The organism is Moorena sp. SIO3I6, from assembly GCF_010672095.1.
On record NZ_JAAHHU010000038.1, the window covers coordinates 1 to 24468 of the forward strand.

19 protein-coding genes and 1 pseudogene are annotated in these 24468 nt (G+C 45.4%); 6 read left to right on the forward strand and 14 right to left on the reverse strand.

All coding sequences use genetic code 11. The features are described from left to right. The coding region (locus F6K49_RS13700; protein WP_293097352.1) for a M28 family peptidase at positions 1-217 on the forward strand (217 nt) is incomplete at its 5' end. Between the two features lie 133 nt (positions 218-350). Here F6K49_RS13700 and F6K49_RS13705 read toward each other — a convergent pair. Together F6K49_RS13705 and F6K49_RS13710 are read right to left on the reverse strand one after the other, a co-directional pair. Then, positions 351-740, reverse strand: coding sequence for a hypothetical protein (locus F6K49_RS13705; RefSeq protein WP_293025753.1), 390 nt, complete (start codon positions 738-740; stop codon positions 351-353). Positions 741-1149: 409 nt separating this feature from the next. After that, the gene (locus F6K49_RS13710) at positions 1150-2337 is read right to left on the reverse strand and encodes a hypothetical protein (protein WP_293025755.1); all 1188 of its coding nucleotides are present in this window, start codon (positions 2335-2337) and stop codon (positions 1150-1152) included. A gap of 526 nt (positions 2338-2863) precedes the next feature. Here F6K49_RS13710 and F6K49_RS13715 point away from each other — a divergent pair. After that, complete coding sequence (locus F6K49_RS13715; RefSeq protein ID WP_293025757.1) at positions 2864-3382, forward strand: hypothetical protein; 519 nt, start codon at positions 2864-2866, stop codon at positions 3380-3382. 289 nt (positions 3383-3671) lie between these two features. On the opposite strand, the gene psb28 is transcribed toward F6K49_RS13715, so the two are convergent. Then, positions 3672-4010, reverse strand: coding sequence for a photosystem II reaction center protein Psb28 (gene psb28, locus F6K49_RS13720; protein ID WP_293025759.1), 339 nt, complete (start codon positions 4008-4010; stop codon positions 3672-3674). Positions 4011-4218: 208 nt separating this feature from the next. Here psb28 and trpS point away from each other — a divergent pair, with 208 nt between their 5' ends. Further along, positions 4219-5229 (forward strand): tryptophan--tRNA ligase, encoded by a 1011-nt coding sequence (gene trpS, locus F6K49_RS13725; RefSeq protein ID WP_293097355.1) that lies wholly within the window; start codon positions 4219-4221, stop codon positions 5227-5229. A 29-nt stretch (positions 5230-5258) separates the two neighbouring features. Next, on the forward strand, positions 5259-6194 hold the full coding sequence (locus F6K49_RS13730) for a methylenetetrahydrofolate reductase (protein ID WP_293025763.1): 936 nt from the start codon (positions 5259-5261) through the stop codon (positions 6192-6194). A gap of 649 nt (positions 6195-6843) precedes the next feature. Here F6K49_RS13730 and F6K49_RS13735 read toward each other — a convergent pair. Genes F6K49_RS13735 through F6K49_RS13745 form a run of 3 tightly spaced genes read right to left on the reverse strand, consistent with a single transcriptional unit; the run spans position 6844 to position 7836 of the window. Then, entirely contained in the window at positions 6844-7458 is a 615-nt protein-coding gene (locus tag F6K49_RS13735; RefSeq protein ID WP_366514177.1) for an NB-ARC domain-containing protein, read from the reverse strand. Then, on the reverse strand, positions 7459-7686 hold the full coding sequence (locus tag F6K49_RS13740; protein WP_293044126.1) for a hypothetical protein: 228 nt from the start codon (positions 7684-7686) through the stop codon (positions 7459-7461). Positions 7687-7695: 9 nt separating this feature from the next. Beyond that, on the reverse strand, positions 7696-7836 hold the full coding sequence (locus F6K49_RS13745) for a hypothetical protein (protein WP_293070661.1): 141 nt from the start codon (positions 7834-7836) through the stop codon (positions 7696-7698). A gap of 544 nt (positions 7837-8380) precedes the next feature. On the opposite strand from F6K49_RS13745, the gene F6K49_RS13750 reads away from it, so the two are divergent. Together F6K49_RS13750 and F6K49_RS13755 are read left to right on the forward strand one after the other, a co-directional pair. After that, complete coding sequence (locus F6K49_RS13750) at positions 8381-9499, forward strand: NF041680 family putative transposase (protein ID WP_293097360.1); 1119 nt, start codon at positions 8381-8383, stop codon at positions 9497-9499. A gap of 136 nt (positions 9500-9635) precedes the next feature. Further along, positions 9636-9800: a hypothetical protein gene (locus tag F6K49_RS13755; protein ID WP_198954181.1), complete on the forward strand. Its 165-nt coding sequence runs from the start codon at positions 9636-9638 to the stop codon at positions 9798-9800. 1114 nt (positions 9801-10914) lie between these two features. Here F6K49_RS13755 and F6K49_RS13760 read toward each other — a convergent pair. From F6K49_RS13760 to rpsT, 8 genes and pseudogenes are all read right to left on the reverse strand, one after another. Beyond that, the gene (locus tag F6K49_RS13760; protein WP_293097363.1) at positions 10915-11334 is read right to left on the reverse strand and encodes a hypothetical protein; all 420 of its coding nucleotides are present in this window, start codon (positions 11332-11334) and stop codon (positions 10915-10917) included. A 289-nt stretch (positions 11335-11623) separates the two neighbouring features. Then, positions 11624-15574, reverse strand: coding sequence for a DNA-directed RNA polymerase subunit beta' (locus F6K49_RS13765; RefSeq protein ID WP_293097366.1), 3951 nt, complete (start codon positions 15572-15574; stop codon positions 11624-11626). A gap of 453 nt (positions 15575-16027) precedes the next feature. Beyond that, positions 16028-16309: pseudogene (locus F6K49_RS13770) on the reverse strand (helix-turn-helix domain-containing protein); the annotation flags it as partial. After that, positions 16293-16880: an IS607 family transposase gene (locus F6K49_RS13775; RefSeq protein WP_293025773.1), complete on the reverse strand. Its 588-nt coding sequence runs from the start codon at positions 16878-16880 to the stop codon at positions 16293-16295. The gene F6K49_RS13775 and the pseudogene F6K49_RS13770, both read right to left, overlap by 17 nt. A gap of 75 nt (positions 16881-16955) precedes the next feature. Beyond that, positions 16956-18833, reverse strand: coding sequence for a DNA-directed RNA polymerase subunit gamma (locus F6K49_RS13780; protein ID WP_293025775.1), 1878 nt, complete (start codon positions 18831-18833; stop codon positions 16956-16958). Positions 18834-18879: 46 nt separating this feature from the next. Beyond that, complete coding sequence (locus tag F6K49_RS13785; protein WP_293097369.1) at positions 18880-22284, reverse strand: DNA-directed RNA polymerase subunit beta; 3405 nt, start codon at positions 22282-22284, stop codon at positions 18880-18882. A gap of 729 nt (positions 22285-23013) precedes the next feature. Then, positions 23014-23844, reverse strand: a complete 831-nt coding sequence (locus F6K49_RS13790) for a TatD family hydrolase (protein WP_293097372.1) — start codon at positions 23842-23844, stop codon at positions 23014-23016. Positions 23845-23948: 104 nt separating this feature from the next. Then, on the reverse strand, positions 23949-24272 hold the full coding sequence (gene rpsT / locus F6K49_RS13795) for a 30S ribosomal protein S20 (protein WP_293097375.1): 324 nt from the start codon (positions 24270-24272) through the stop codon (positions 23949-23951). Positions 24273-24468: the final 196 nt, after the last annotated feature.

Below are 24468 nucleotides of genomic sequence, written 5' to 3' on the forward strand. Positions count from 1 at the left end.
ACCAGTACCATTACGAGGGGTAATCGTTCCTCAGACCAGACTCAGTGACCACGCTCCATTTTGGGACCAAGGTTATCCAGCTTTGATGGTAACCGATACAGCATTTCTGCGCAATCCCCATTACCATAAACCAAGCGATCGCATTGATACCCTGGACTTAGATTTTATGACTAGTGTCTGTCGCGGCTTAATCGCTGGTCTTGGAAATCTTGTGTAGGGGAATCGGGAATCGGGAATCGGGAATCGGGAATCGGGAACTCGGAAACCCCGCCACACAAATCCCTCCACCAGGAAGCTATTTGACCCTAGCCAGCACTATCTCCAAAGCTGAGGCGGTTGTCAACCCCGATTTAGAATGCCTTAATTTCACCGGTGATTTCGGTTTGCACCATAAATCCATCAAGCTCTTGGGGGACTTTTTTTTGCACTTCGGCATTGAGGACATAAACAGTAATTACCTGATTGCCCTGAGGGTCTTGTCCAATGCCAACCCCTGTCACCCCATCTATCGCTAATAAGCGCTGCTCGTGGGATTGCTTAACCTTCTCGATTTCTGAATTAGCCACTTCTTGATCCTCTCCAATGTAATCCACCGCAGCCTCTTCAACCGGTGAGGCCTTGTCAGTAGGGGGGGAGCCGAAGTCTGAACCATTAGACATAGTGCAACTCATGACCGTTAAACTGGCCGTCAGTAATAGAACTAATACTTTTATTTTGTCAGATTTCTCTGTAATATTCATGTTCACTTCTCCATCGGACATAACTAAGAGGTGCTTAGGGGTACGGAGACATTTGTCGAGCCGACAAAAGCTAAAACCGATACCTAGTAATGCTTTGACTTGGATTGATCTAGTTGATTGCTATCGATATAGCAATCAGCGCTCTCGTATTTACAAATCACTGTGGAGTTTTAGCTGTTAGCTAAAATCCCCATCATAGTGTAAAGAGACGAGAGCGCAGCGCTATAGGTTTCAGAGATTTTTGGAGGATTGGAGTATATCCTTTGTCCTCCTTACTTCTGCCAAATGCCAAATGCCTTCTGTTTTGCTGTTAGGCATTAAAAATGCCTAACAGCTTAGAAGCCATGGTGGACAGAAGGTTAGCTGAGGCTCAGGTGAGGGCAGAGTCCCAGCCAAGCCCACTCAAGTGTTAGGTGTATAGATTAATATCTAATGCTGCCATAACTCGAGTTATCTTGTTGGCAAAGGTCAAACCACCGCCACCAGCAAAGAGTAAACCGACTGGATTACGGCGACTGTCGTAAGTCCAAATCAGAGAGCCAGAATCACCCCCTGCACTGAAGTTGCCGCTAGTGCCGCGAATGGTAATCTGATCGGCAAACAGCGCCACCCGGCCGCCGCCATAATTAACGCGGATAGTGGCGTTACAATCAGTAACTTGTCCACGGGTTAGTTGCGTGGTACGACCTGACTTACCAACTATCATCCCGCGACGGCAAGCAACAATCCGGCTGCTCACGCGGAAATAACGAGGACTGCCCCCGGACACATAGACAAGTTCTTTCCGCACACGAGATGGCCAGCACCAACCGGTAGCAGCGTCCACATAGTTCCTTCCACCTCGGAAGTTGATGGGGACAAAGCGCTCTAGAATCGCGATTTGATCCCGAGGGCTACGACCACCATCTAAGCGACCAGGTTGGATGATTGGATCTCGAAAGCTGGCATTGTTGGAGTTGGCAATCACATGGTTATTGCTGAGCATCAAAAGACGCCCGTTTCGAGGAGCACGACGGCCACGAGCCAGACAACCTAAAGTGCCAGCTGTTACCCGGGTGTGACCCACTGAAACTCCTCCTGGTGCAGGACGTATTTTGAAGCGATGGGGCTGAGCATCAATGATTCCGGTGACAATTACATTCACCGGTATATCGTCACTGCTAGCTGCTGAAATCCCCATTGAATCCACTAGGGCAGCCTTCGCTTCATCCACTGAAACCGGTTCAGCAACATATAAATTCAGGCTGGCAGCGCCAGGAGCTAAGCTCTGGCTGGGATCTTCAGATATCCCTAAGCCAATACCCTGAATGTTTCCAGCACCTTCAAAGACATTTTCTGCCTGGACAGCGTCGCTAGTTTGCGCCACTGCCTGGGAAAGCTGGGTCTCAACATCAGCCTTGATTTGCAACAAGGTCTCATCGAACTCCATATACTCGCTTTCCTCAGCTTCTGTCGAGGCGCTCTCAAAGTCACCTAAGTTCTCAGGTTCCTCAAGATAATCAGCGGATTCTTCGTATTCATCCTCACTCATCCCAGAGTTTTCTAGTTCGGGAGGATTCTCAAATCCTTGCTCAAGTTCACTATTACTATTGCTCATGCTAGTATTGTTCTAAACTTAAACTAACGGAACAGGAACAATTTCTCAGGAGTAAAAATCCTTTGAGCCATTGCTCCGGCTTCGTTAATAACACTCTAAGAAATCCTCTTAGAGGATGACGGTACCCAAAAGGGTACTTTTTTTTAGTTGACTGACTTTACTGATTCAGGTGCATATTGGTTAGTCAGTACTTTGAACTCTCGGCGATCGCTCCGTCCTGTGGCTTGGGTGATGCCTTAGCTGGCTCAGGGTCGCGGTTGCTCATGAATCGAACTCCAGCGATCAGCTGCCAGGTATTTTTCTTGGGCAGCTGTGATCCATAAGTACCTCGACAAAAATCAACATTGCTGTATTAACTTGTGTAAAGTTGCGAAAAGTCCTTCTGTTTTCTGTTCTGGGATCCGAAGTTCCCTATTTCAATAAATGAACTGGTTACCATGGATAAGGTCTAAACTGGGTTGTTAATGACTGCTATATCGGTGCCTGTTTGATCGTAATCATCCACTAAAACCATTAGGAGCAACTTATGAGCGTTGTGGCTGCCAGAAAATACCCTGATAAACTAGTTTTTGCCTCCGACAGCATTCGGCTGTCAGGATACCTCAAGCAAACTCACCGGGTCACTGGGGATGAGTGGGGCAAGCTATTTGAAATCAATAACATGATTATTGGCGGCGTGGGATATACCATGGAACTGAGTTTCATGCAAATATTTGCCAGAAACCATTCTCCAGCAGCTCCTACCGTTGAGGCTGTTCTGGATTTTATTGTGGAATTTTATGCTTGGGCAAAGGATAAAGACGATACCTTTGGTCGCAGAAATGAATATTTGTTAGCAGTAGAAAGGGATATTTTTTGTATCAGTGATGGCTATCTCGTGGATAAAATTAATGAATTTGGTGCCATTGGTGCTGGACAAGATTATGCTCTGACCGCAATGTATTTAGATAAAACCCCTGAAGAAGCGGTAGCGATTGCTAATGAGCTTTGTGTGTATTGTTCTCCTCCGATTAATGTAATTACTAAGGAAATCAGCGACATCTGACTTGGGTATAGTGCTGAGTACTAAGCTTTTTTGTAAGCTATCAGCTATCAGCTATCAGCTAATGCGCTACGGGCACCCTACGCGAACAGCTTTTGAATGAAAGAGGTAAGCCTTCGTTTAATCTGAGTTAAGTCTGCTTACGGCTGACCGCTGTTCGCGTTCAGCCGTGACACGGCTGAACGCGCACGCGTGCGCTTCGCGCATATGCTTAAGCGTTTTTGACGGTTGACGGTTAGCTGTAAACCAGACCCTGTAAACCAGACTTAGTACCCAGCACTCAAGACTCAGCTTAATCCTGTTTGGATTTAGTAAGTCCATTTTCTTCACTATACCGTTCTATAAAACGAATGAAACGATCCCACTGCTCTCGAGATTTCATTATGTAAGTTGCTTCTATAGCCATTGGTTCACCATTAACAAATTTGCCATTAACCTTACTGGTAGAAATCTCACCTTCTTCGTCAACCATGTACATTCCGGTGATATCTTCCTTAAAGTCTTTATCGATAGCTTGAGGCTTGTTAAAATAAAAGGTTGCAGTGCCAGTCTGACCAGTTTTCGAGCGAGTTATACGTATATCGGGTACAACTTCTTCTTTGATGCCTCTAGAGAACTGAATTTCTGCCATGCTATAAGTCCGATTAAGAAAATATTAAGAATCTTTACACCACTATCTTCTCATCCAAGCTGCAATAAATGGCAAAAAATTTTAACTGATGCCTAGGTTCACGACCTAGCAATGGCGAAAATAATCCAAATTTAGCCTAACCAGTGGGAAAATGGGATTACACTGATACCGTTTCGGCAAACCGATTTAAGCAATCACTAGATCATACATGGGTAAACAGCGCGTTCTATCTGGAGTTCAACCAACTGGCAATCTTCACCTGGGTAACTATCTTGGAGCTATCCGCAACTGGGTCGAAGGTCAAAGTCAGTATGATAATCTATTTTGTGTAGTTGATTTACACGCTATTACTGTACCCCATAACCCAGCCACTCTAGCAGAAGATACCTTAAGCATTGCTTCCCTCTACTTAGCCTGCGGGATTGATTTAGAATACTCTACCATCTTCGTACAATCCCATATCCCTGCCCACAGTGAACTAGCTTGGCTGCTCAACTGCATTACCCCTCTCAACTGGCTAGAGCGAATGATCCAGTTCAAGGAAAAAGCAGTTAAACAAGGGGAAAATGTCAGTACTGGCTTACTGGACTACCCGGTGTTGATGGCAGCGGATATTCTACTTTATGATGCCGATCAAGTTCCAGTGGGAGAGGACCAAAAGCAACACATCGAACTGACTCGTAATATCGCTATCCGAGTTAATGACAAGTTTGGCACTCAGGAGAAACTTGTGCTAAAGTTGCCAGAGCCTATGATCCGAAAAACTGGTGCTCGTGTCATGAGTCTCACTGATGGCAGGCGCAAAATGTCTAAGTCTGATCCATCCGAGTTGAGCAGGATTAACGTGCTTGACTCCCCTGAGGAGATCCAAAAGAAAATCAAGCGCTGTAAAACTGACCCAACTAGAGGCTTATGGTTTGATGACCCAGAACGCCCGGAATGTGATAATCTACTAACGTTGTATACCCTGCTTTCTGGGAAAACAAAGGAAGAGGTGGCTACAGAATGTCGGGATATGGGTTGGGGTAAATTCAAGCCCTTACTGACAGAAATAACAATTGAAGCGCTCAAGCCGATTCAACAGAAGTATCACGATGTTAGGTCAGAGCAGGGCTATCTTGAGGGCGTGTTGCGAGAGGGGCGACAAAAAGCGGAAGCGATCGCAAACCAGACCTTGTCCAGGGTGAAAACTGCATTAGGGTTCATTGCTGTAACCTAATTCCTGGAGATAAGTAAATACTATAACCAATGACTAACCCCACTAAGAATTCGTTTCGCACTGCCGTTGAGTCCGGTGAATTTTTGATTACTGCAGAAGTGGCACCACCCAAGGGGGGTAACCCAGCTCACATGGTCAAAATGGCTCAAACCCTCAAAGATAGAGTCCATGCTATCAATATTACTGATGGCTCTAGGGCAGTCATGCGGATGTCGTCTTGGGCAGCCTCGGTGATTTTACGCCAGCAGGGAATTGAACCAATTTGTCAGGTAGCTTGTCGAGATCGCAACCGCATCGCCTTGCAAGCTGACTTGATGGGTATTAACGCTTTAGGTATCGGTAATATTCTCGCCCTAACTGGTGATCCAGTCAAAGCAGGTGATCATCCTGATGCTAAAAGTGTATTTGACTTAGAATCAGTACGCCTATTGCAACTAATTACTAAGCTAAATCAAGGGGTTGATTTCAATGATAAGCCCCTTACTGATCAAGCAACTGATTTATTTACTGGTGCAGCAGTAGACCCCCAGCTCAAGAGTTGGTCAGGCTTACAAAGTCGGTTTGAAAAGAAACTGGAAGCGGGAGCAGAGTTTTTCCAAAGCCAGCTCATTTGCGATTTTGATCGCCTAGAGAAGTTTATGGATCAGATTGCGGCTGGTACTAATAAGCCAATTTTAGCAGGGATATTTTTGCTCAAATCCGCTAAAAATGCTAAGTTTATTAATAAAAAAGTTCCAGGGGTTAATATCCCTGACGAAATTATTGATCGGCTAGCAGCAGCAGATAATCAGTTACAAGAAGGGATAAAAATTGCCGCTGAACAAGTTAAGCTCGCACAGCAACTGTGCCAGGGTGTTCACATGATGGCAGTCCGGCGAGAAGACTTGATTCCCCAGATTTTGGATTTGGCTGGAATTTCGCCATTGCAGAAATCCTCTGCTATTAATGACTTAGTTTGTAAGTAAATTTCAGGTCAATTGTTATAGCGCTGCGACCAGGGAATAGGGAATAGGCAATAGGGAATAGGGAATAGGGTAAATATACCTTCTTCTCTCCCCACCCTCCCCACACTTCCCAGACTTTCCACACTCTTCCCTCTCTCCTGTTGCCTTTTGCCCTTTCAAGTAAGTACCTGGAAATAAATAAACGGAACAGTATTAACTTTTATAAACCCACCAAAAGTTAATACTGTTCCCTGTTCCCTGTTCCCTGTTCCCTGTTCCCTATCTTGACAGTTAAACCTAATTTTGTCCGACTACTTAATACTAAGAATCACGGAACTAACTACAGGGGATAGGGTGAAAAAAGTTTGACTAATGTCGGTGAATGTCTCAATCAGTGAGCGCCTCTGGAGGGATTGTAAAACATTGATTAGTTTTGAATCCGAGCTAATGGTCATATCCTGCCGCAATTGTTCCCGGGAAACGGGTTTGGTACTTATCCCTAGATACCTGATCACTTCTCTTTCTGACTTATCTAAGCGATTTAACTGTGCAATTATAATTAACCTCATTGGCTCGGAAATACTTCCTTCAAGCTTAAAAACTTCGAGACACTGCCATTAAAATATTTGTCAATTGTTGTCGCTACTAGATTTAATGCTAAGGGATTGCCTCAATAACGTGTAATCAAGGTTTCCCATTCTTCCGTATTTCCAAACAAACCGTTATCTACTAAAATTTTTTCAGCTTCTTCTGTAGGTAAACCCTTCAGGGTTAATGAAGCAGTAGTGTTATTTTTTTGCTCCAGTAACTCTAGTTGTAAAAATTTTTCCCAACTGATAAGCAGCAAAGCACTTTGGTGTTTTTCCTGGGCTACTCGTCTCAATAGCTGACCATAATCCTCATAGTTGGCTTGATAGTATCCAGCTATAGCGCCAGGACTTAGAATCTGCTCTGCGTCATCCAGTATGATCAGACACCGATGCTCTTGTAAACATTTTATCAAGCTAGAAATAAGAGCGTTTATGTCTTCTGGTAAATTGAATGATTGCTGGTGAGATAGGAATTGAATCAGCTCTACTAGCAGTTGTTTCAGGGGTGGAGCATGGCGCAGATTACGCCAAATAATATACTCAAATTCCCCCTGAAGGTTGTTTGCAAGTTTGACAGCCAGAGTGGTTTTACCAATCCCTCCTATACCGAGAATGGCTACTAGTGAGTATTGCTTTTTACTAATCCATTGCTGCAGTTGATTGAGTTGATTAGTGCGTCCATAGAAAGCAGAAATTTATGGTGCTTCCCCCCAATCGTGGTGGTAATGAGGCATTTTATATCCTGCAACTTCTAGCCAGTTAGGGACGTCTTTCCAGTTAGTGAGGCTATTTAATTCTCGATTAGTTAGTGCTTCGACATATCGATACAATCCCCTAGTCAAGGCAACAGCGATTGAGTTAGAGCTCCGATGGAGAGTCTCAGCTATTTTTTTTGGGGAGTAGCCACAAAGCAATCCTCTCAAGCACACTTTTTATACTGGTGTAAGTGTGGTTTTATTCTGGGTTTCCCTCTGTTTTTGTTCGCCTATATCTATATATAAATTGTCTAAATCCCAGAGCTTTACTGCTTCTAATAAAAGTTCATCTTCTTGATAAAACGCACCCTGCGCCATTTGCTTGCCTTCCTTGATATAAAACTTGTAAACCCTTACAGACTGTGGCTAAAGCATCAACGTTACAGTTGATCGTTGACAGTCAACCGTTGACTGTTCACCGTCAATCACATTGCAACCAATCAGCTAATGCCAAGTAAATGTGTATTAGCTTAGACCTGGTTTGATCTGGAGTTTAGACTATGACAAAATAGCCCAGTCTTCTTTTTGGGCTGAGAGTTTAGTCTGGAGTTCAGAGTAACTGAGGTTTCCCAAGACTGCGATTGCCTACCGCACCAGCTTCCGCTGATCGCTAATCGTGGCCAACGCGATCACTAATCCAGAAATGCGATCGCTAATTCAGAAACGTGATTGCCTACGGCACCAGCTTCCGCTGATCGCTGAGCTTAGCAACAGCGTGCTCACTCTTTGGGTCACCTGATCGCCAGAGGCTGGAGTGAGTCACGACTATCGGAGCCTTATCCGTTACAAATATTCATAAAAACACCCATTGTAAAAAGGGAGAAAATTGAAAAGCTAAAACAATAAAGTTACTCCCTCACTTATGAATACTAGCATAAGTAGACTGCAACAATTTAGAATTGATAGTTATAATTTACTGGGTCGGGCATCCGATGCTACAATGGATTTGATTGATGCAGTTTTAACTACAAGAACTGCCAATTCTTTGGCTGACTTTTCTCTGTCTCCAGTATTTAGAAGAGAATGGTCTTCTACCTATAAATCATTACAAGATTGTCGTCCATTACGACAAAAGTTAATGAAGAGGTATCTAGAAGAAGTAGGAAAAGATACAGATGAATCATCCTATTTGATGGTAGCAATTGACCATACATCGAGTCCGAGAGTAGACTCCCCAACATTGAAAGACCGAGGTTACCATCACTCGCCATCGGCAGAGAAAAAAGTCACGACAGGACATAGTTATAGTACTATAGCATGGATACCAGAAGAAAAAGGCAGTTGGGCACTGCCGTTAAGACACGAGAGAATAACAAGTTTTGAAACTCCAATTAGTAAGGCAGCGTGGCAACTAAAACAAGTAGCAAAAAATTCAAAACAACCAATTTTAGCCCTATTAGACAGTGAATATGGCAATGCCTCTTGGGTCAACACAACAAAAGATATCGAAGCGGATTGCTTGATCAGAATTCGCTCAAACTGTTGCTTATATGGGTTACCAGGAAAGTATAGTGGTCGAGGGCGACCCAAAAAACATGGTGATAAATTTAAGTTAAATGATGAAAATACTTGGTGGTCAGCCAAGGAAACTATCGAGGTAAATGACCCAAAATTAGGTCTCATAAGAATCCGAAAGTGGTCAAAATTACACTTTCGTAACTCTTCATCTGTGTCAATGGAGTTGATTTTAGTTGAGAGGCTTAAACCCAATAAACAAGGCATCTTACAAAAACCATTGTGGTTAGTTTTCATTGGTCAAAAAAGGCCGACATTAGAAATGATATGGAACAAATATTTAAGACGTTTTGCCGTTGACCATTGGTATCGGTTCATTAAACAAAGATTACATTGGACATTACCCTCCCTAAGTACACCACAGCAATGTGAAAGATGGAGTGATTTGATGCCATTAATGACTTGGCAGCTATGGTTAGCTAGGGATATAGTGAAAGAACACCATCTTCCTTTGAAGTTACCGTAAGAATAGTGGAGCCTTTATAGTTGATCGGCTATGGGTATCAGGGTTAAATCTCTTGCAGTAAGGCTCCACTATTCTAAGGTTTCGTCTCCGGCAAAAGCCCCAGTCAAATCTAACGCCTGGAAGAGTTGCACAGTCGATGTTAGGACTTTTAGTTGAGATTGGAACTCCAGCACAATCTCCCAAACCCCGTGGAAAATCAACGGGATGGAAAACTGGTAAAAAAAGAAACAAACGAACCCGTTATCCAGTAGTTAAAAAAGGAAAAAGTAACGACAAAAAAGCTAAAAACAAGAAGACTTAGACACTTATTTTGAGTCAATTTACTCAACTCTCAGCCCAAAAAGAAGACTGGGCTATTTTGTCATAGTCTAAACTCCAGTTTGATCAGCACCATCGAAAACTTACAAGGGCTGTAAGTTGTATCAAAGACTCAACAGAGAATCCAGCAAATTCCATAATTTCTTTACAAAAGTTTACAACTACACCATCCAAGTAACTATCAAGTCAAGCTCAGGAAATTATGCAGATATTTACAAAAGTTTACATTTAGGAGTCAGCACTGACGCAACACTGGGCAGCAAAGGGGATCACAATCACTGCTAATACTCAAGCTAATGAGTGGCTAATCTTGTTTAGTTGAGGTTTCAGAAAAGCGATCGCTTTTCTGATTGCAGTCGTTAAGCCAAGGGTTGACAGCTCCGGGACCTGAAGGACGGGGATTCACAGAACATAAAGTTTTGTTGGTTGTGCCAAGCAACCTCTAGACACTCCGGTAAAACCATTGTGCTTACTTTTGCGACCAATATTCCATGCACCAATTACGGTCGGCATTAATTAAATGGCCATCTTTGGAGCGATACAACCCACGATTAATGGCGTTGCTTAATAATGGAATGATTTTAAGAGTGTTTAGGTGCGCTTTCCGCATCTAATTATTAAATTCGCGCTTTGGTGCGACCCAAGGGCGATTTACTCGCCCTTGGGTCGCACCTATCGGCAAAGCCGACGTGGGGCGCGTTCGGGCGCGCACCTGTGGAATAGGCATCTTGGTGGAACTGGCATCTTGCCAGTTTCATGCTTATTTTGGGGCGGGCAGGATGCCCACTCTACGAATATTCATTCAAAGACTGACGCAACGCCCGATTAATTCGTAAGCATTCAGCTATCAGCTATCAGCTTATGCGCTACTTGAGGTGCTACTTGAGGTAGTTATGGGCGAGCTACACCGAACAGCTTTTGAATAAAACGGAAAGTCCCAGGGTCGAAGCCTGTGCCACAAAGCACCTCAAGTAGCGTGAGCCTTTAGCTCACGGCTGACTACTGACAGCTGAATGCTTACATACCTGTTCTATAGCAAAGGGAACAGCAATCCCTAAAACCGAAAATGTATAGAGCCGGGTAATGGTCTGGTTTAATCAAAGACAAGCTTTTACTATATCTAATAAATTTTCTCTGATCTTGCTATCAGTATCAGCGCTAGAATCACTTAGTAACTTTAACAAATTTTCCTTAACTTCCTCTTCTTCTGCTTCCAGCTGTTTTTTTTCTTCTAAGTCTTCTAATTTTTGACGCCATTCTCTACGACTTCTAAATGATTCCTTGCTAGCCTGTTTGAGCTTTTCGCTATAACCTTCCTCGGTGTCCAAATCAAACACAAACATAAAATAAGATATGTCTTTTGACATAATCTTATTGGCTATTGCTAAGGCTGATTCATCTGGAGCAACTTGCCAGACCTGTTCAAATACTCTACACAACTCATAAGCCATTTTATTACTATTTTTATAGGCTTCCTGTATTTCCTTGAGTTTTTCACTTTTACTGACAGTTGTCATGTTTATAACCCCTTCTTCTTATTTTAATATGACACTACGTTAGTCCAGCACCGGTGTATTATAAATCATTGGGGGCTGTGTGCCCAGGGTTGCCTCCGCACCTTGTAATCCCCGTGGAAACCCGATGAGCGGCTGCATCCAGACCTAAGCATACAGCTAGCTTGAAGTCTGGTGATAGGAATGAATCATACTAAATAATACCGTAAGGGCGTCTGATGAAAAGCTTTTAAAAAGCTCATGATCAGACGCCCTTGTTTTTCCCAGGATTTATCCAGGGGTAAGTTCAATCTTATTCTGGAAAATTTCCATTCAAGAGGTCTAAGTTGCTAGGATCAGCAGCCAAATCACTCTCCTCATCTAAGCTGTAAACACGGGCTGTGTTATCATCAAGCAGGTTGCCTTGCTGTAATTCAGCACTATCGGCGGGTTCACCATAGCCATAGACCATGCTACTCCCATGGTCGAATTCTGGTTCTGGACTACCAAGATTGCTCTCTTGGTAAGCATTGAAGCCAGTCCCTGCGGGAATCAGACGTCCAATGATGACATTCTCCTTCAGACCCCTGAGCCAGTCAGATTTACCTTCGATCGCTGCTTCTGTCAGCACACGAGTAGTTTCTTGGAAGCTGGCAGCAGAGATAAATGAATCGGTATTAAGGGATGCTTTGGTAATTCCCAGTAGTACAGGTGTATACTGAGCTGGGGCACCACCAGTGATCGCCATTGCTTCATTCACTGTCTCAATCTGCCGCAACTCCACGAGTTCTCCTGGTAGCATAGTGGTATCACCACCATCGTCTACCCTCACTTTAGAGGTCATCTGACGAACAATCACCTCAATATGCTTATCAGCAATATCAATGCCTTGAGACTGATACACCGACTGAACTTCATTGACCAAAAATGCCTGTGCCTGTTGCAATCCCTTTAAAGCCGCTTCGTAGACACCTCTCTTTTCGAGACAGTAGTTGAAGAAAATCTCTAAAATTTCATGGGGATTGGCTGGGCCATCGGTGATGGGTTCAGCGGTACCGACTTGCTGACCATCGGAAACAATAGCATTTTGCCCAGGGGAAATCGGGTAATCGGTCACGACTCCGTCTGACTCAATGACCTTGATATCAACGGTTTCGCCTTCTTCATAAATCACCTGGGCTTCTCCAGGACGTCTGGCCAAGATACAGGCTTCTTTGGGTTTGCGAGCTTCTAGTAGTTCTTCAATCCTGGGCAAACCTTGGATAATATCCCCTGTCTTGGCCCGTTCAAACACCAGTAGCACCAGGTTATCACCCCGCTGCACCAAATCTCCCTTGTCAATTTGCAAAATTGCCCCCGCAGAAACTCGGTATGGACGAGCCAGTCGCAGGATAACGGCATCATCCCTTACCTGAACCACCTGACCTGATTCTTGAGCAGGTGTCCCTTCAGCTAAGGTGTTGGTACCAACGACCAAATCCCCTACTTTAACTGTGGCAGGAGAGGTAATCGGCATTGTCACTCGGTCAGCATCCCTGACCACCAGTACTCGGCGAATGGCTTCCAATCCTTCTTGAATCCCCCGGATTTCACCAGCTTCCTTGCACTGAATTTCTGTTCGAGCCACTACCGCACCTGGAGGAATTTCGTCCCCATCTTTGACTAAAACCCGGGTTTTGGTATTGCCCCCTAACGGATCTGCATTGGTATCCCGGCGAAGCACCAACGACTCCAGGATCACCAGTTGTAATCGCATATCCTCAGAGGCTTCCTCCTCCTCAGTAGCAACTAACTCAATGTCAGCACTCAGCTGGGATGAACTACTAGTATGGTCACTGCTACCATCGGGGTTGCTCATTTCCAATACCAACTGGGTGCGGAGTAATTCCACCCCATCTACAGACTTGACCCGTTCTCCATCCTTATAGGGAATGCGTTGGATGGCTCGCAATTCAATCTGGGTTCCTTGGGTAGCTTCGTTGGAATCTTGGGTATTAATGGACGCCTGAGAGGGAACCGCTGGCTCATCTGGTACAGCAAACTCCGTTACTGGCCGCAGCAACAGTCCCATACCATCAGGTGTGTCAACTGCTTCTCCATAACAAAGGTTGTCTACCGTTATCCCTGGCAAATCCTCCGAGCCGGGATAGATTAGCTGACCCTCACTAGTCATGGTCTCTGGTAGGTTTTCCACCAGATGAAATTCTCCAGGCTTAACCACAATTTCCCGGAGGATGTCATTTTTTTGGACAACTTCCACCACACCGGAGGACTGACAGAAGATATCCTTAACCACTTCTGTGCCTGCTTCCACATATTGACCGTCTTCCACAAGCAGCAAGGAAATATCCTTGTTGACCTCATGGCATTCTTCCGGAATCCAGAGTAAGGTACCGCCTTTGGTAACTTCGTAACCTTGCTTGGCTTTACCCCGTTTAGCCACCTCTACACCAGCATATTTAATAATGCCACCGGTTTTAGTGTAGTATTGGTCATCAATCAGTTCCGCCACCACCTGGTGGTTGACTACCTTTGTGCCAGGGGTTGCCTTCAGGGAAAAGTGCTGATTATTGGCGGTGTGAATCACATATTGTTCCCGACCCCCCGTGCTTTCCATTCTCACCTGTGATTGATCCAAGCGGACGGAAGCGGTGATAATGTCAATTTCTCTTTTGCCTGGGGTCAGTCGCACCACACCACCGTTGAGTGTGACTAATTTAGTTTCCGCCAGCACTGTCCCAATCTCTACACTATCCCCATTTTTCACCACTGGTTCCGCACCAGGGGGTAGGTTATAGACGTCCCCAGATAAAATCCAGAGTAAACCGCTACGTTGGGCAATCCGAGTTGTATTACCCTGTCGATCTGTTTTTTCCTCAGGGACTAAGTCCGCAAATAGCACTTCCCCGGCTAAGTCCGATGCCACATCCTTAGCCGCTTTTTCTGTGGAAGGACGGCTTTTACTCAGGGCTACTTCTGCTAAGAGATCACCCTTGCTGACTGTTTGCCCATCACTGACTAAGACCAAGGAGCCCGCTGTTAAAGGAAAGGTTTTGCCAGAGCCATTGGTGGGTTGCAAAATCAGATCCCCAGCTAGTTCCACTTGTTGACGGTCGTCACCGTGGCGAGTCCTAACTTGGCGGGTACGTAGGCCTTTGCCAAAGCTTACGACACCCTTCATGGGAGCAGAGAGCTGGCGTGCCACTTCCCCGGTAAACACACCCCCCGTGTGGAAGGTCCGCATAGTCAACTGAGTTCCTGGTTCCCCAATAGACTGGGCAGCAATAATCCCCACCGCTTCGCCCAAATCCACCATGTGCCCATGAGCTAAGCTCCAACCATAGCATCTCTGGCAAACTGACCGCTGGGCTTCACAGGTTAGAGGCGATCGCACCATTACCTCTTTAATACCAGACGATTCAATCTCTTTGGCTAGTTCATCAGATACATCTTGGTTTTGTTTAGCAATTACTTTCCCGGTTTTTGGATGAACCAATTCCTCTGCTACAATTCGACCTAAGAGCTTATCCGCTAGGGAAATTAAAACGCGATCGCCATCGGTCATGGGTGTGATTTTGATGCCCCGAGTGGTGCCACAATCAAGGTCTCGTACAATCACGTCCTGGGAAACATCTACCAGACGACGGGTGAGGTAACCGGAGTCAGCCGTTCTCAGGGCAGTATCCACCAAGCCTTTGCGGGCTCCGTAGGATGAGATAATGTATTCCGTTACTGTTAAGCCTTCCCGGAAGTTAGTCTTAATGGGTAGGTCAATAATTTCACCTTGGGGATTAGCCATCAGACCCCGCATACCTACCAATTGCCGCACCTGAGACAAGTTACCCCGTGCTCCGGAAAAAGCCATCATGTACACTGAATTTAGGGGGTTTGTGTCTTTGAAGTTACGGACGACCTCATCTTTGAGAGCCTCAGAGGTTCCGTTCCAGGTATCGATAACTTTTTGAAACCGTTCAACTTCAGTAATTTCACCCCTAGTGAACCGGCCTTCTGTGGCACGAATCATAGCTTCCGCCTCATCTAACATCTGGCGTTTAGCTGGTGGCACTTGCAGGTCATCTACACTGATAGAAACCCCCGCCTGGGTAGCATAGCGGAACCCCAGATCTTTGAGTTTGTCTGCCATTTGGGCTGTCCGGGCACTGCCGTATTTGGTATAGGCCCAAGATATCAGCTTTTTTAACCGGCCTTTATCAACAATCCGGTTATAAAAAATTAATTCTTTTTGAGCTTTTTTATCTGCCATGATGCTTTTAAAGGGGATGACTAATTAATAATTTAGAATGGGTTAATTTAGAATTTAGAATGGATTAATTTAGAATTTAGAATGGGTTAATTTAGAATCTGGGGGGGGGTACATGCAAGCTTAAAACCTTACTGGGTAATAATTTAATCCCATCAGTTATCAAAAGATACATGCTGTTTTGGGCGCGACCTTGGATGCAGTTATCAGGGTTTGAGCTTCCATAAAATGAAAAGAGGGTCAATTGACGACTGTATATTCCCTGATATCATTGGCATCAAAGCCTTATATAGTAAGCTTTTATGGGCTCATGTCACCCCCTCAGCTTGAACATCTTACATTCTAAATTATACATTCTAAATTATACATTCTCTTGAATTTCCTAATTCTAAATTCGCGCATTCTAAATTCGCGCATTCTAAATGCTTACCGATACTTTTTAGCTACCAAAATCTACCTTCGAGACCTAAACCTAACCCGATTAATTTGGCCAGTATTTTTATACTTCTTCTTGGCTTCCCTGACAGCCGTGCAAGCATCCTTAATCGCTATGGATTTAATTTGATAAGGTACTGTCTTGCACCACTCGGGAAGGTTGTTTAGTATTTCAGTTTTAATGGCAAACCAGTTAGCTTTGTTTTCGCCATTTTCTAGTATTTTTACAGTTTTATTAAAAACATAACGGGACACTCCAAACCAGTGGCGGATAATTGCACGCTGTTCAGAGTTTAGGAACACTCTTATCTTCTTTGATTTTTGTCCCGTACTTTCTGAGTCCGTGGACTCTACAGGAGAAGACGTGAATGATGGAGAGAAGATCTGCCGTGAGTTCAGCCTCGGGGCAACTTTCAGGTTGGTCGAGAACCAGGATTTTTCCACCGTTGAGACTGACCAAGTACTCAATGAGTTCAAATCCAAATCTGGTAAGTCTGTCTCGACAGGCAACAGCAATCGTGAGCTGATCTCCTCGCACAAGCCGTTCCAGTATGGTTCTAAGACCTTTGCGTTTATAGTTGAGACCTGATCCGATGTCTTTGATGATTTCCGCTTCCGGGAAGAGGGAGTGCATGTAGGCAATTTGCCTGGCGAGGTCGTCAAATTGTTTGCTACTGCTGACTCGGCAGTAACAGATGGTAGCTGGCTGTCTTGGTTGTCTTCGCCCCAGACTGAGCAGGCTTTCTGTGTCAAAAAACCTTGTTCCTCCTGGAGTTTTTTCGCATTTGATCGTTCCATCGTCCGCATATTTCCTCAGAGTGTTCCTAGATAGTCCCGTAAGTTCGACCGCCTTACGAAGTGGTACGAGTGCCATCCTTATAATCTACCAAATAGTGGAATATTTTGGTAAATTAGTGGACACTTTGGTTAACTGTCACAATCCTTTTACCTAGCCCCATAGGGCTTCTTGAATAGTTTTGTTGTAGATGATCCGACCTGCGGTGGTGCGGATGTACTGGGAAATAAGTTCACCATCGGCTGTTTCCCTCACTCGCCGGTTTTTGTAGACTTTGGTCACCATACCATCGGGTGAAGATTCTTCAGAAATCATCTCCTTGTCTGGTTCGTCTGTGTCAACTATGCCGTCATAGCGCACCCAAATATAGGCATGGAGGTGTACTTGCTTTTGTTCGTAGGCTTTGATTGCATCCTCGAGGTTAGCAAAGTAACGACCTGCTCCCTTGGTTGCATTGGGATTTTTGGCGGTTAGATAATAGCATCCCAAGACCATATCTTGACTCGGTGCTATAATGGGGCGACCTGTTGCTGGTGAGAGAATATTGTTCGATGCCAGCATTAACAACCTAGCCTCTGCTTGGGATTCTAGGGATAGAGGCACATGTACTGCCATCTGGTCGCCATCAAAGTCCGCATTAAACGCTGGACAGACTAAGGGGTGCAGTTGAATGGCACGACCTTCTACCAAAATAGGTTCAAAGGCTTGAATTCCTAGTCGGTGTAGAGTTGGGGCTCGATTTAGCATCACCGGGTGACCTGCAATCACTTCTTCGAGTACGTCCCACACAGTGGGATCTCCCCGTTGAATCAATTTTTTAGCTGCTTTGATGTTATTCACCAAACCCTGACGAATCAGGCGGTGAATCACAAAAGGTTGAAACAGCTCAATCGCCATCTCTCTGGGCAAACCACACTGGTGGATATGCAGGTTTGGGCCGACTACAATCACTGAGCGTCCGGAGTAATCCACCCGTTTTCCTAGCAGGTTTTGCCGGAAGCGACCCTGTTTACCTTCGATAATGTCAGAGAGGGACTTCAGGGGTCGATTGTTTGCCCCTACGACTGTCCGTCCTCGCCTGCCATTGTCAATCAGGGCATCCACAGCTTCCTGAAGCATCCGCTTTTCATTGCGGACAATGATTTCAGGTGCCAGAATTTCCTGCAACCGGGCTAGTCGATTGTTGCGGTTGATGACTCTTCGATAGAGGTCATTCAAGTCAGAGGTAGCAAAGCGACCCCCATCCAGTTGCACCATCGGTCGCAGGTCGGGGGGAATGACAGGGATGACACTCAGCACCATCCAATCTGGCTGAGCCCCGGTGCCAATAAAGTTGTCAATCACTCGCAACCGTTTGATGAGCTTAGCTCGCTTTTGACCTTTAGAAGCCGCAATTTCTTCTCGCAGCTTTTCTGCGATCGCGTCTAAATCCAAATCCTGTAGGAGTCGTTGCAGAGCCTCAGCCCCAATCCCCACGTCTACCCCAGATAGATCTGAGTCTTCGCTATAGAGCTGCTCCTCGATTTCCAGCCATTGGTCTTCGGTGAGCAGCTGTTTATAGCTGAGGTTTTCCGCATTACCTGGGTTTAGTACTACGTAGGCGTTGAAGTAGACAATCTGTTCTACATCCCGCAGGGGCATATCAAGCAAAATACTGAGGTAGCTAGGAATACCTTTGAGATACCAGACGTGAGCCACGGGTGCGGCTAGTTTAATGTATCCCATACGGTGACGCCTTACCCGGGACTCGGTCACTTCCACACCACAGCGTTCACAGACAATACCTCGGTGGCGCACCCGCTTGTACTTACCACAATGGCATTCCCAGTCTTTAGCTGGACCAAAGATGCGCTCACAGAACAGCCCATCCATCTCCGGTTTGAGGGTGCGATAGTTAATGGTTTCTGGCTTAGTCACTTCACCTACCATTTGACCGTTGGGAAGAGTCCTTTCTCCCCATTGACGAATTCTCTCAGGAGAGGCAATACCAATTTTTACGTAGTCAAACCGCTGTTCTATTTGGCTTTTCATAATTTTGTCATTTCCCTATTCACAGACACTCCTATAGAGCCACCTTTTAGGCTTGTTCTTCTTCCAACTCTTCCTGGTTGAGGGATTCATAAGTTGGTGAGCGTGGTGTGCGATGGCGTTCTGAATCGGTCATTAAATCCACTTCCATATCATTGCTACTACCATCTTCTGTGGTTTCCACTTTGTGAACAGCTATGTCGAGTCCTAAGGATTGGAGTTCTCGCATCAGTACCTTGAAGGATTCGGGAGTACCAGGTCTGGGAATAGCTTTTCCTTTCACAATGGCATTGAGAGCTTCGTTGCGGCCTTGCATATCGTCTGATTTGACAGTGAGCAATTCTTGGAGGGTGTAAGATGCTCCAAATGCTTCTAATGCCCAGACTTCCATTTCCCCAAACCGCTGACCACCTTGTTGGGCTTTACCCCCCAAGGGTTGCTGGGTGACTAGGGAGTACGGTCCGGTGGAGCGAGCATGAATTTTATCATCTACCAAGTGGACTAGCTTGAGCATATAGGCTTGCCCCACTGTGACTGGTTGGTCAAAGGCTTCTCCGGTGCGACCATCGTAGACAGTAATTTTTCCCGCATGCTCGGGATTAAATACCCACTCTTTACCAGGTTGATCACTGGCTTCTTTAAGCTTGTTATGGACTGTGAGGCGGGATGCTTCTGCGCCGTACATTTCGTCGAAGGGAGTAAGCTTAAATCGGGCATTCAGGTGTTCCCCAGCCCATCCTAATAGACATTCAAATACCTGACCCACATTCATCCGACTGGGTACTCCCAGGGGGTTGAGTACAATATCTACAGGTGTACCATCCGGCAGGTAGGGCATATCTTCGATGGGCAAAATCCGGGAAATAATTCCTTTATTGCCGTGACGACCTGCCATTTTGTCACCAACCTGGATTTTCCGTTTCTGAGCCACATATACACGCACTACCATGTTGGCTCCCGGTGGCAGTTCATCCCCTTGCTCTCTGGTAAATACCCGCACATCTACCACACGCCCTTTTTCACCATTGGGGACTCGCAGAGAATTGTCCCGTACATCCCTAGCTTTTTCCCCAAATATAGCTCGCAAGAGTTTTTCTTCTGGTGGCTGGTCTGATTCCCCCTTGGGAGTAACTTTCCCCACCAAGATATCCCCAGCTTCTACCCAGGCTCCAATCCGAATGATCCCGGTTTCATCTAACTGACGCAGGGCATCTTCCCCCACATTGGGAATTTCTCGGGTTATTTCCTCCGGACCTAGTTTAGTCTGTCGCGCTTCTATTTCATACTTTTCAACGTGAATACTGGTGTAGACATCATCGTAAACTAGCCGTTCACTAACCAGGATGGCATCTTCGTAGTTATAGCCTTCCCAAGGCATATAAGCGACTAGAATATTTTGTCCGAGGGCGATTTCACCCCCTTCTGTAGCAGAGCCATCTGCCAGTACCTGACCGGCCACCACTTCATCTCCTACATACACCAAGGGTCGTTGATTTAAGCAGGTATCTTGGTTAGAGCGCTGATACTTTTGGAGGGAGTATTCAATAATTGCTGGGGTTTCTTTTGGTTGGATAGGGCTAGGAAATTCTAACTCATTCTCATTTCCCTTTTCCCCTGGCAGGGCTGGGGTATCTGTAGCTGGGGTATCTTTGATGGTGGTTTGATAAGGCTGTAACCGAATTGTGTTGGCATCGACATACACCACCTCACCATCACAGGCAGCCACCACGACCATACCTGAGTCTCTAGCAGCCTGGGCTTCCAATCCTGTTCCCACTAAGGGGCGCTCAGGTCGAAGCAATGGCACAGCTTGCCGCTGCATATTTGAGCCCATCAGAGCTCGGTTAGCATCATCATGTTCTAAGAAGGGAATTAGAGAGGTCGCAACGGAGATAATTTGCACTGGTGATACCGCCACATAGTCCACTTGGTCAGGGGTGGTGGTGGTGAATTCTTGTCGATATCGGACTGGTACAGACTCTCCCAGGATGTAACCTTCCTGATCTAAGGCAATATCTCCTGGTGCTACCCTCAGGTCATCTTCTTCATCTGCGGTCATGTACAAGGGCGGTCGGTCTTTTAGGACTCGCCCATTTTCTACTGGGTAAGAAGGAGTTTCAATAAAACCATAATTATTCACCCGAGCGTGGGTTGCCAAGGAGCCAATCAGACCCGCATTGGGACCTTCTGGAGTTTCAATAGGGCAAATTCTGCCATAGTGAGATGGATGAATATCCCGCACTGCAAAACCTGCCCGTTCGCGAGTTAACCCCCCAGGACCTAGGGCAGACAGACGCCGTTTATGGGTCAATTCAGCTAATGGATTGGTCTGATCCATAAACTGGGAAAGCTGAGAGGAGCCAAAAAATTCCTTAATCGCTGCTACTAGGGGTTTGGGGTTTACCAATGAGGCTGGGGTAAGGGTATCGGATTCTGAAACGGTCATCCGTTCCCGAATAATCCGCTCTAGGCGATTTAGTCCCACCCGCACTTGGTTTTGCAACAGTTCACCAACAGAGCGCACTCGCCTATTTCCTAGGTGGTCAATATCGTCTGTGCTACCAATGTCAAATTCCAGGTTGATTAGGTAATCAATTGCCCCGAGTATGTCTTGGGGGGTCAATACCCTTACGGTGTCAGAAATATTCAGTCGTAGTTTTTTATTGATTTTGTAGCGACCCACCCGACCTAGGTCATAACGCTTCTGGTCAAAGAAACGGGATTCCAATAACTGCTGACCACCACTAACAGTGGGAGGTTCCCCAGGACGCAGCTTGCGGTACAGCTCCAGCAGGGCTTCTTCTTCACTGGGGTTCCCTTCTTTGTCAAGGGTTTTTTGATAGTAGTCTGGGTGGCGCATAGCATCTATAATTTCACTATCACCAAGCCCCAAAGCTTTTAAAAGCACTTGTGCAGAGAGTTTACGGGTTTTGTCGATGCGCACCCACACTAAGTTATTTTTATCGGTTTCAAACTTCAACCAAGCACCCCGGTTGGGAATCAAGGAGGCTGAGTAGGTACGACGTCCGTTTTTATCAGTTTCAGACTTGTAGTAAACTCCAGGAGAGCGAACAATTTGGTTAACAATGACTCGCTCAGCACCGTTAATGATAAATGTGCCTCGGTCTGTCATCAGAGGCAAATCACCGATGAAGACTTCTTGTTCCTTGATCTCCCCAGTTTCTTTATTAATCAGGCGGGTATGAACGTACATTTGTACGGCATAGGTACTGTCTCGCCGCTTGGCTTCATCCACATCATATTTAGGAGACTTAAGCCTGTAGTTTTTACCCAAGAAGTGCAGCTCCATTTTGCCAGTGTAGTCGGTAATCGGCGAGAAGCTATTGAGTTCTTCAATTAGCCCCTCCTCCAAGAACCAGCGAAAGCTAGCACGCTGAATTTCAACTAAGTCTGGCAACATATAGGTAGCTGTTGTGTAAGTCTGATTAGTCATGGGGTCTGTTCTTCACTCTTTTTAAGTCAGCGCCGATTTTGATTCCCTTCCCAAGGCAGTACTTGTACTTGAACAATTGCTTAAAACTTGGGTTCGAGCTAATAGATACTAGATCAACTGTTAGAATTGACACTCCCACAGATAAAGTAAACGTGGAATTCTTAAGCTGAACACCTGCGACCTCAGGTAACCCTACTCTAGGTATAGGATGTTCATAGTTTTGAATCAAATGGCTTAGAGTGCCTTTAATCTTCAACTTCTCGCGCATCCATCTGTGGGATTTTAAACCATGTCTATTACTAGATTGACAGAAACTCAGGCATCAGGAAAACAACAAAAACACTATACTGGACTATACTGGACTTGGAGTAATTGCTCCCAGTGCTAGTTGTTGTTACACTTGTCACCGTCGATGTGCCCTGCCCTACACATGGGTTGTGCTTAGGGTGTGCTTAGCTGGAGACTAAAACCGTTGTGGGGCTTATCGTTGGGTTAGTTGTCTTCAGAATACCTAGGGTAGCATCTGATTCCACTTTTGTCAACCATCCCTCGGTAAGCCTCTTCCAAAAGTACTATTCAAAGAGTCGGAGAGTCGGATTATTTCCTGTTATTTCCTCTTATAGGTGTTCACCGCAAGCCTAGGAGTCTCCGCATTATTCTCTTTCTACTGAACCATAGCAGAGTAAGGGAGTTGAAATTATCAAGAACCTACCTAATGGTTTTCCCCTTTCAGGTCTGGTTGAGATTTACCCAATCCCTATTTGGCGCTTGAGTTTCTGTTGATAGGCTAAGACCAAAAAGCTGACAGGCATTTTGGGTGGTAATAGCCGCCAACTCTTCTATAGATATCCCTCGTAATCCGGCAATGCACTCGGCTACATAGCGGACATAGGCTGGTTCATTTCGTTTGCCTCGCTTGGGGACTGGTGCAAGGAACGGACAATCTGTTTCGATGAGTAAGCGATCGCTAGGTACCATGGTGGCTGATTCTTTTACCTGAGTGGCATTCTTAAAGGTCACAATGCCACTGAAGCTTATGTAAAACCCCAAATCCAAAAACCACTGTGTCTGTTGAGGATTACCTCCCCAACAGTGCATCACACCTCTGATTGAGCCGGTACTTTCCCAAAATTCTTGCAGTATGCCCCTCATTTCTGAAGCAGCATCACGGCAGTGGATAATCAGTGGCAAGCCGAGTTGGTGGGCAATCCCTAGTTGGGCTTTGAACACTTCTATTTGGTGTTGTTGGTTCTTTGCTTTATAGAAATCCAAACCGGTTTCTCCGATAGCTACGACCCTAGCATCAGAGCGCGCTAGGGTCAAAATCTGATTTTCCGTTTCGGAAGTCCATTTTTCGGTATCTAAGGGGTGCAAGCCTACCGCGAAGGAGATTTCGGGAAATCGCTCTGCTAGAGCTTGGATGCCTGTAAACTCAGACGGTTCTACGCAAGAGTGAACTAGACGAACCACACCAGCTTCTAGCCATCGGTGCCGTAATTGCTCTAACTCCGACTCAAAGACATCGAAGTTGATATGGACGTGGGTATCAATCAACTGCATCAATACAGTTTTTAATCTATTTATCTATTTTTAGTTTAATTTACAGCGGTTTTTGCTCAACTCATCACCACTTAGCGCTCCGCCAGCTGAGTGAGGCAATTTGATCATACAGCAGGTGATTCGGTCACACTAGCGTTAAGTTTAACCTCTATAGCTTTGAGCTTTTTGGCAAGATTTGCTTTTTTCCGAGCGCCATTATTACGATGAAGTACCTTACGCTTGACAGCCTTGTCAATTTTGCTGTATGCTTCTGACATTCGGCGTTTTACTTCTTCCAAGCCCTCTGGACTTGGTTGGCGTTCGTACTCTTCTAAGGCAGCACAGTAGTTCTTTGTCAGCGTTTTCACCGCTGATTTGTAGGCTTTGTTCCGAACTCGGTTCCGTTCGGCTATTGTTATGCGTTTGAGGGCAGACTTGTTATTAGCCACAGCAGTGTTTACTTAACTTAATTTAGTTTAGGAGTTACGTCCAGTAGAAAATGGTATGATACCAGAAATAATATTATACCACATATCATATTAAACTAGTATCAACACGGATAGCGTAACCCAAGCATCACCCTCTTTAAGCTATATTCTTAAAGTAAGTCCAGAAAACATAGACACCTTTGATCAGGAATAAGTG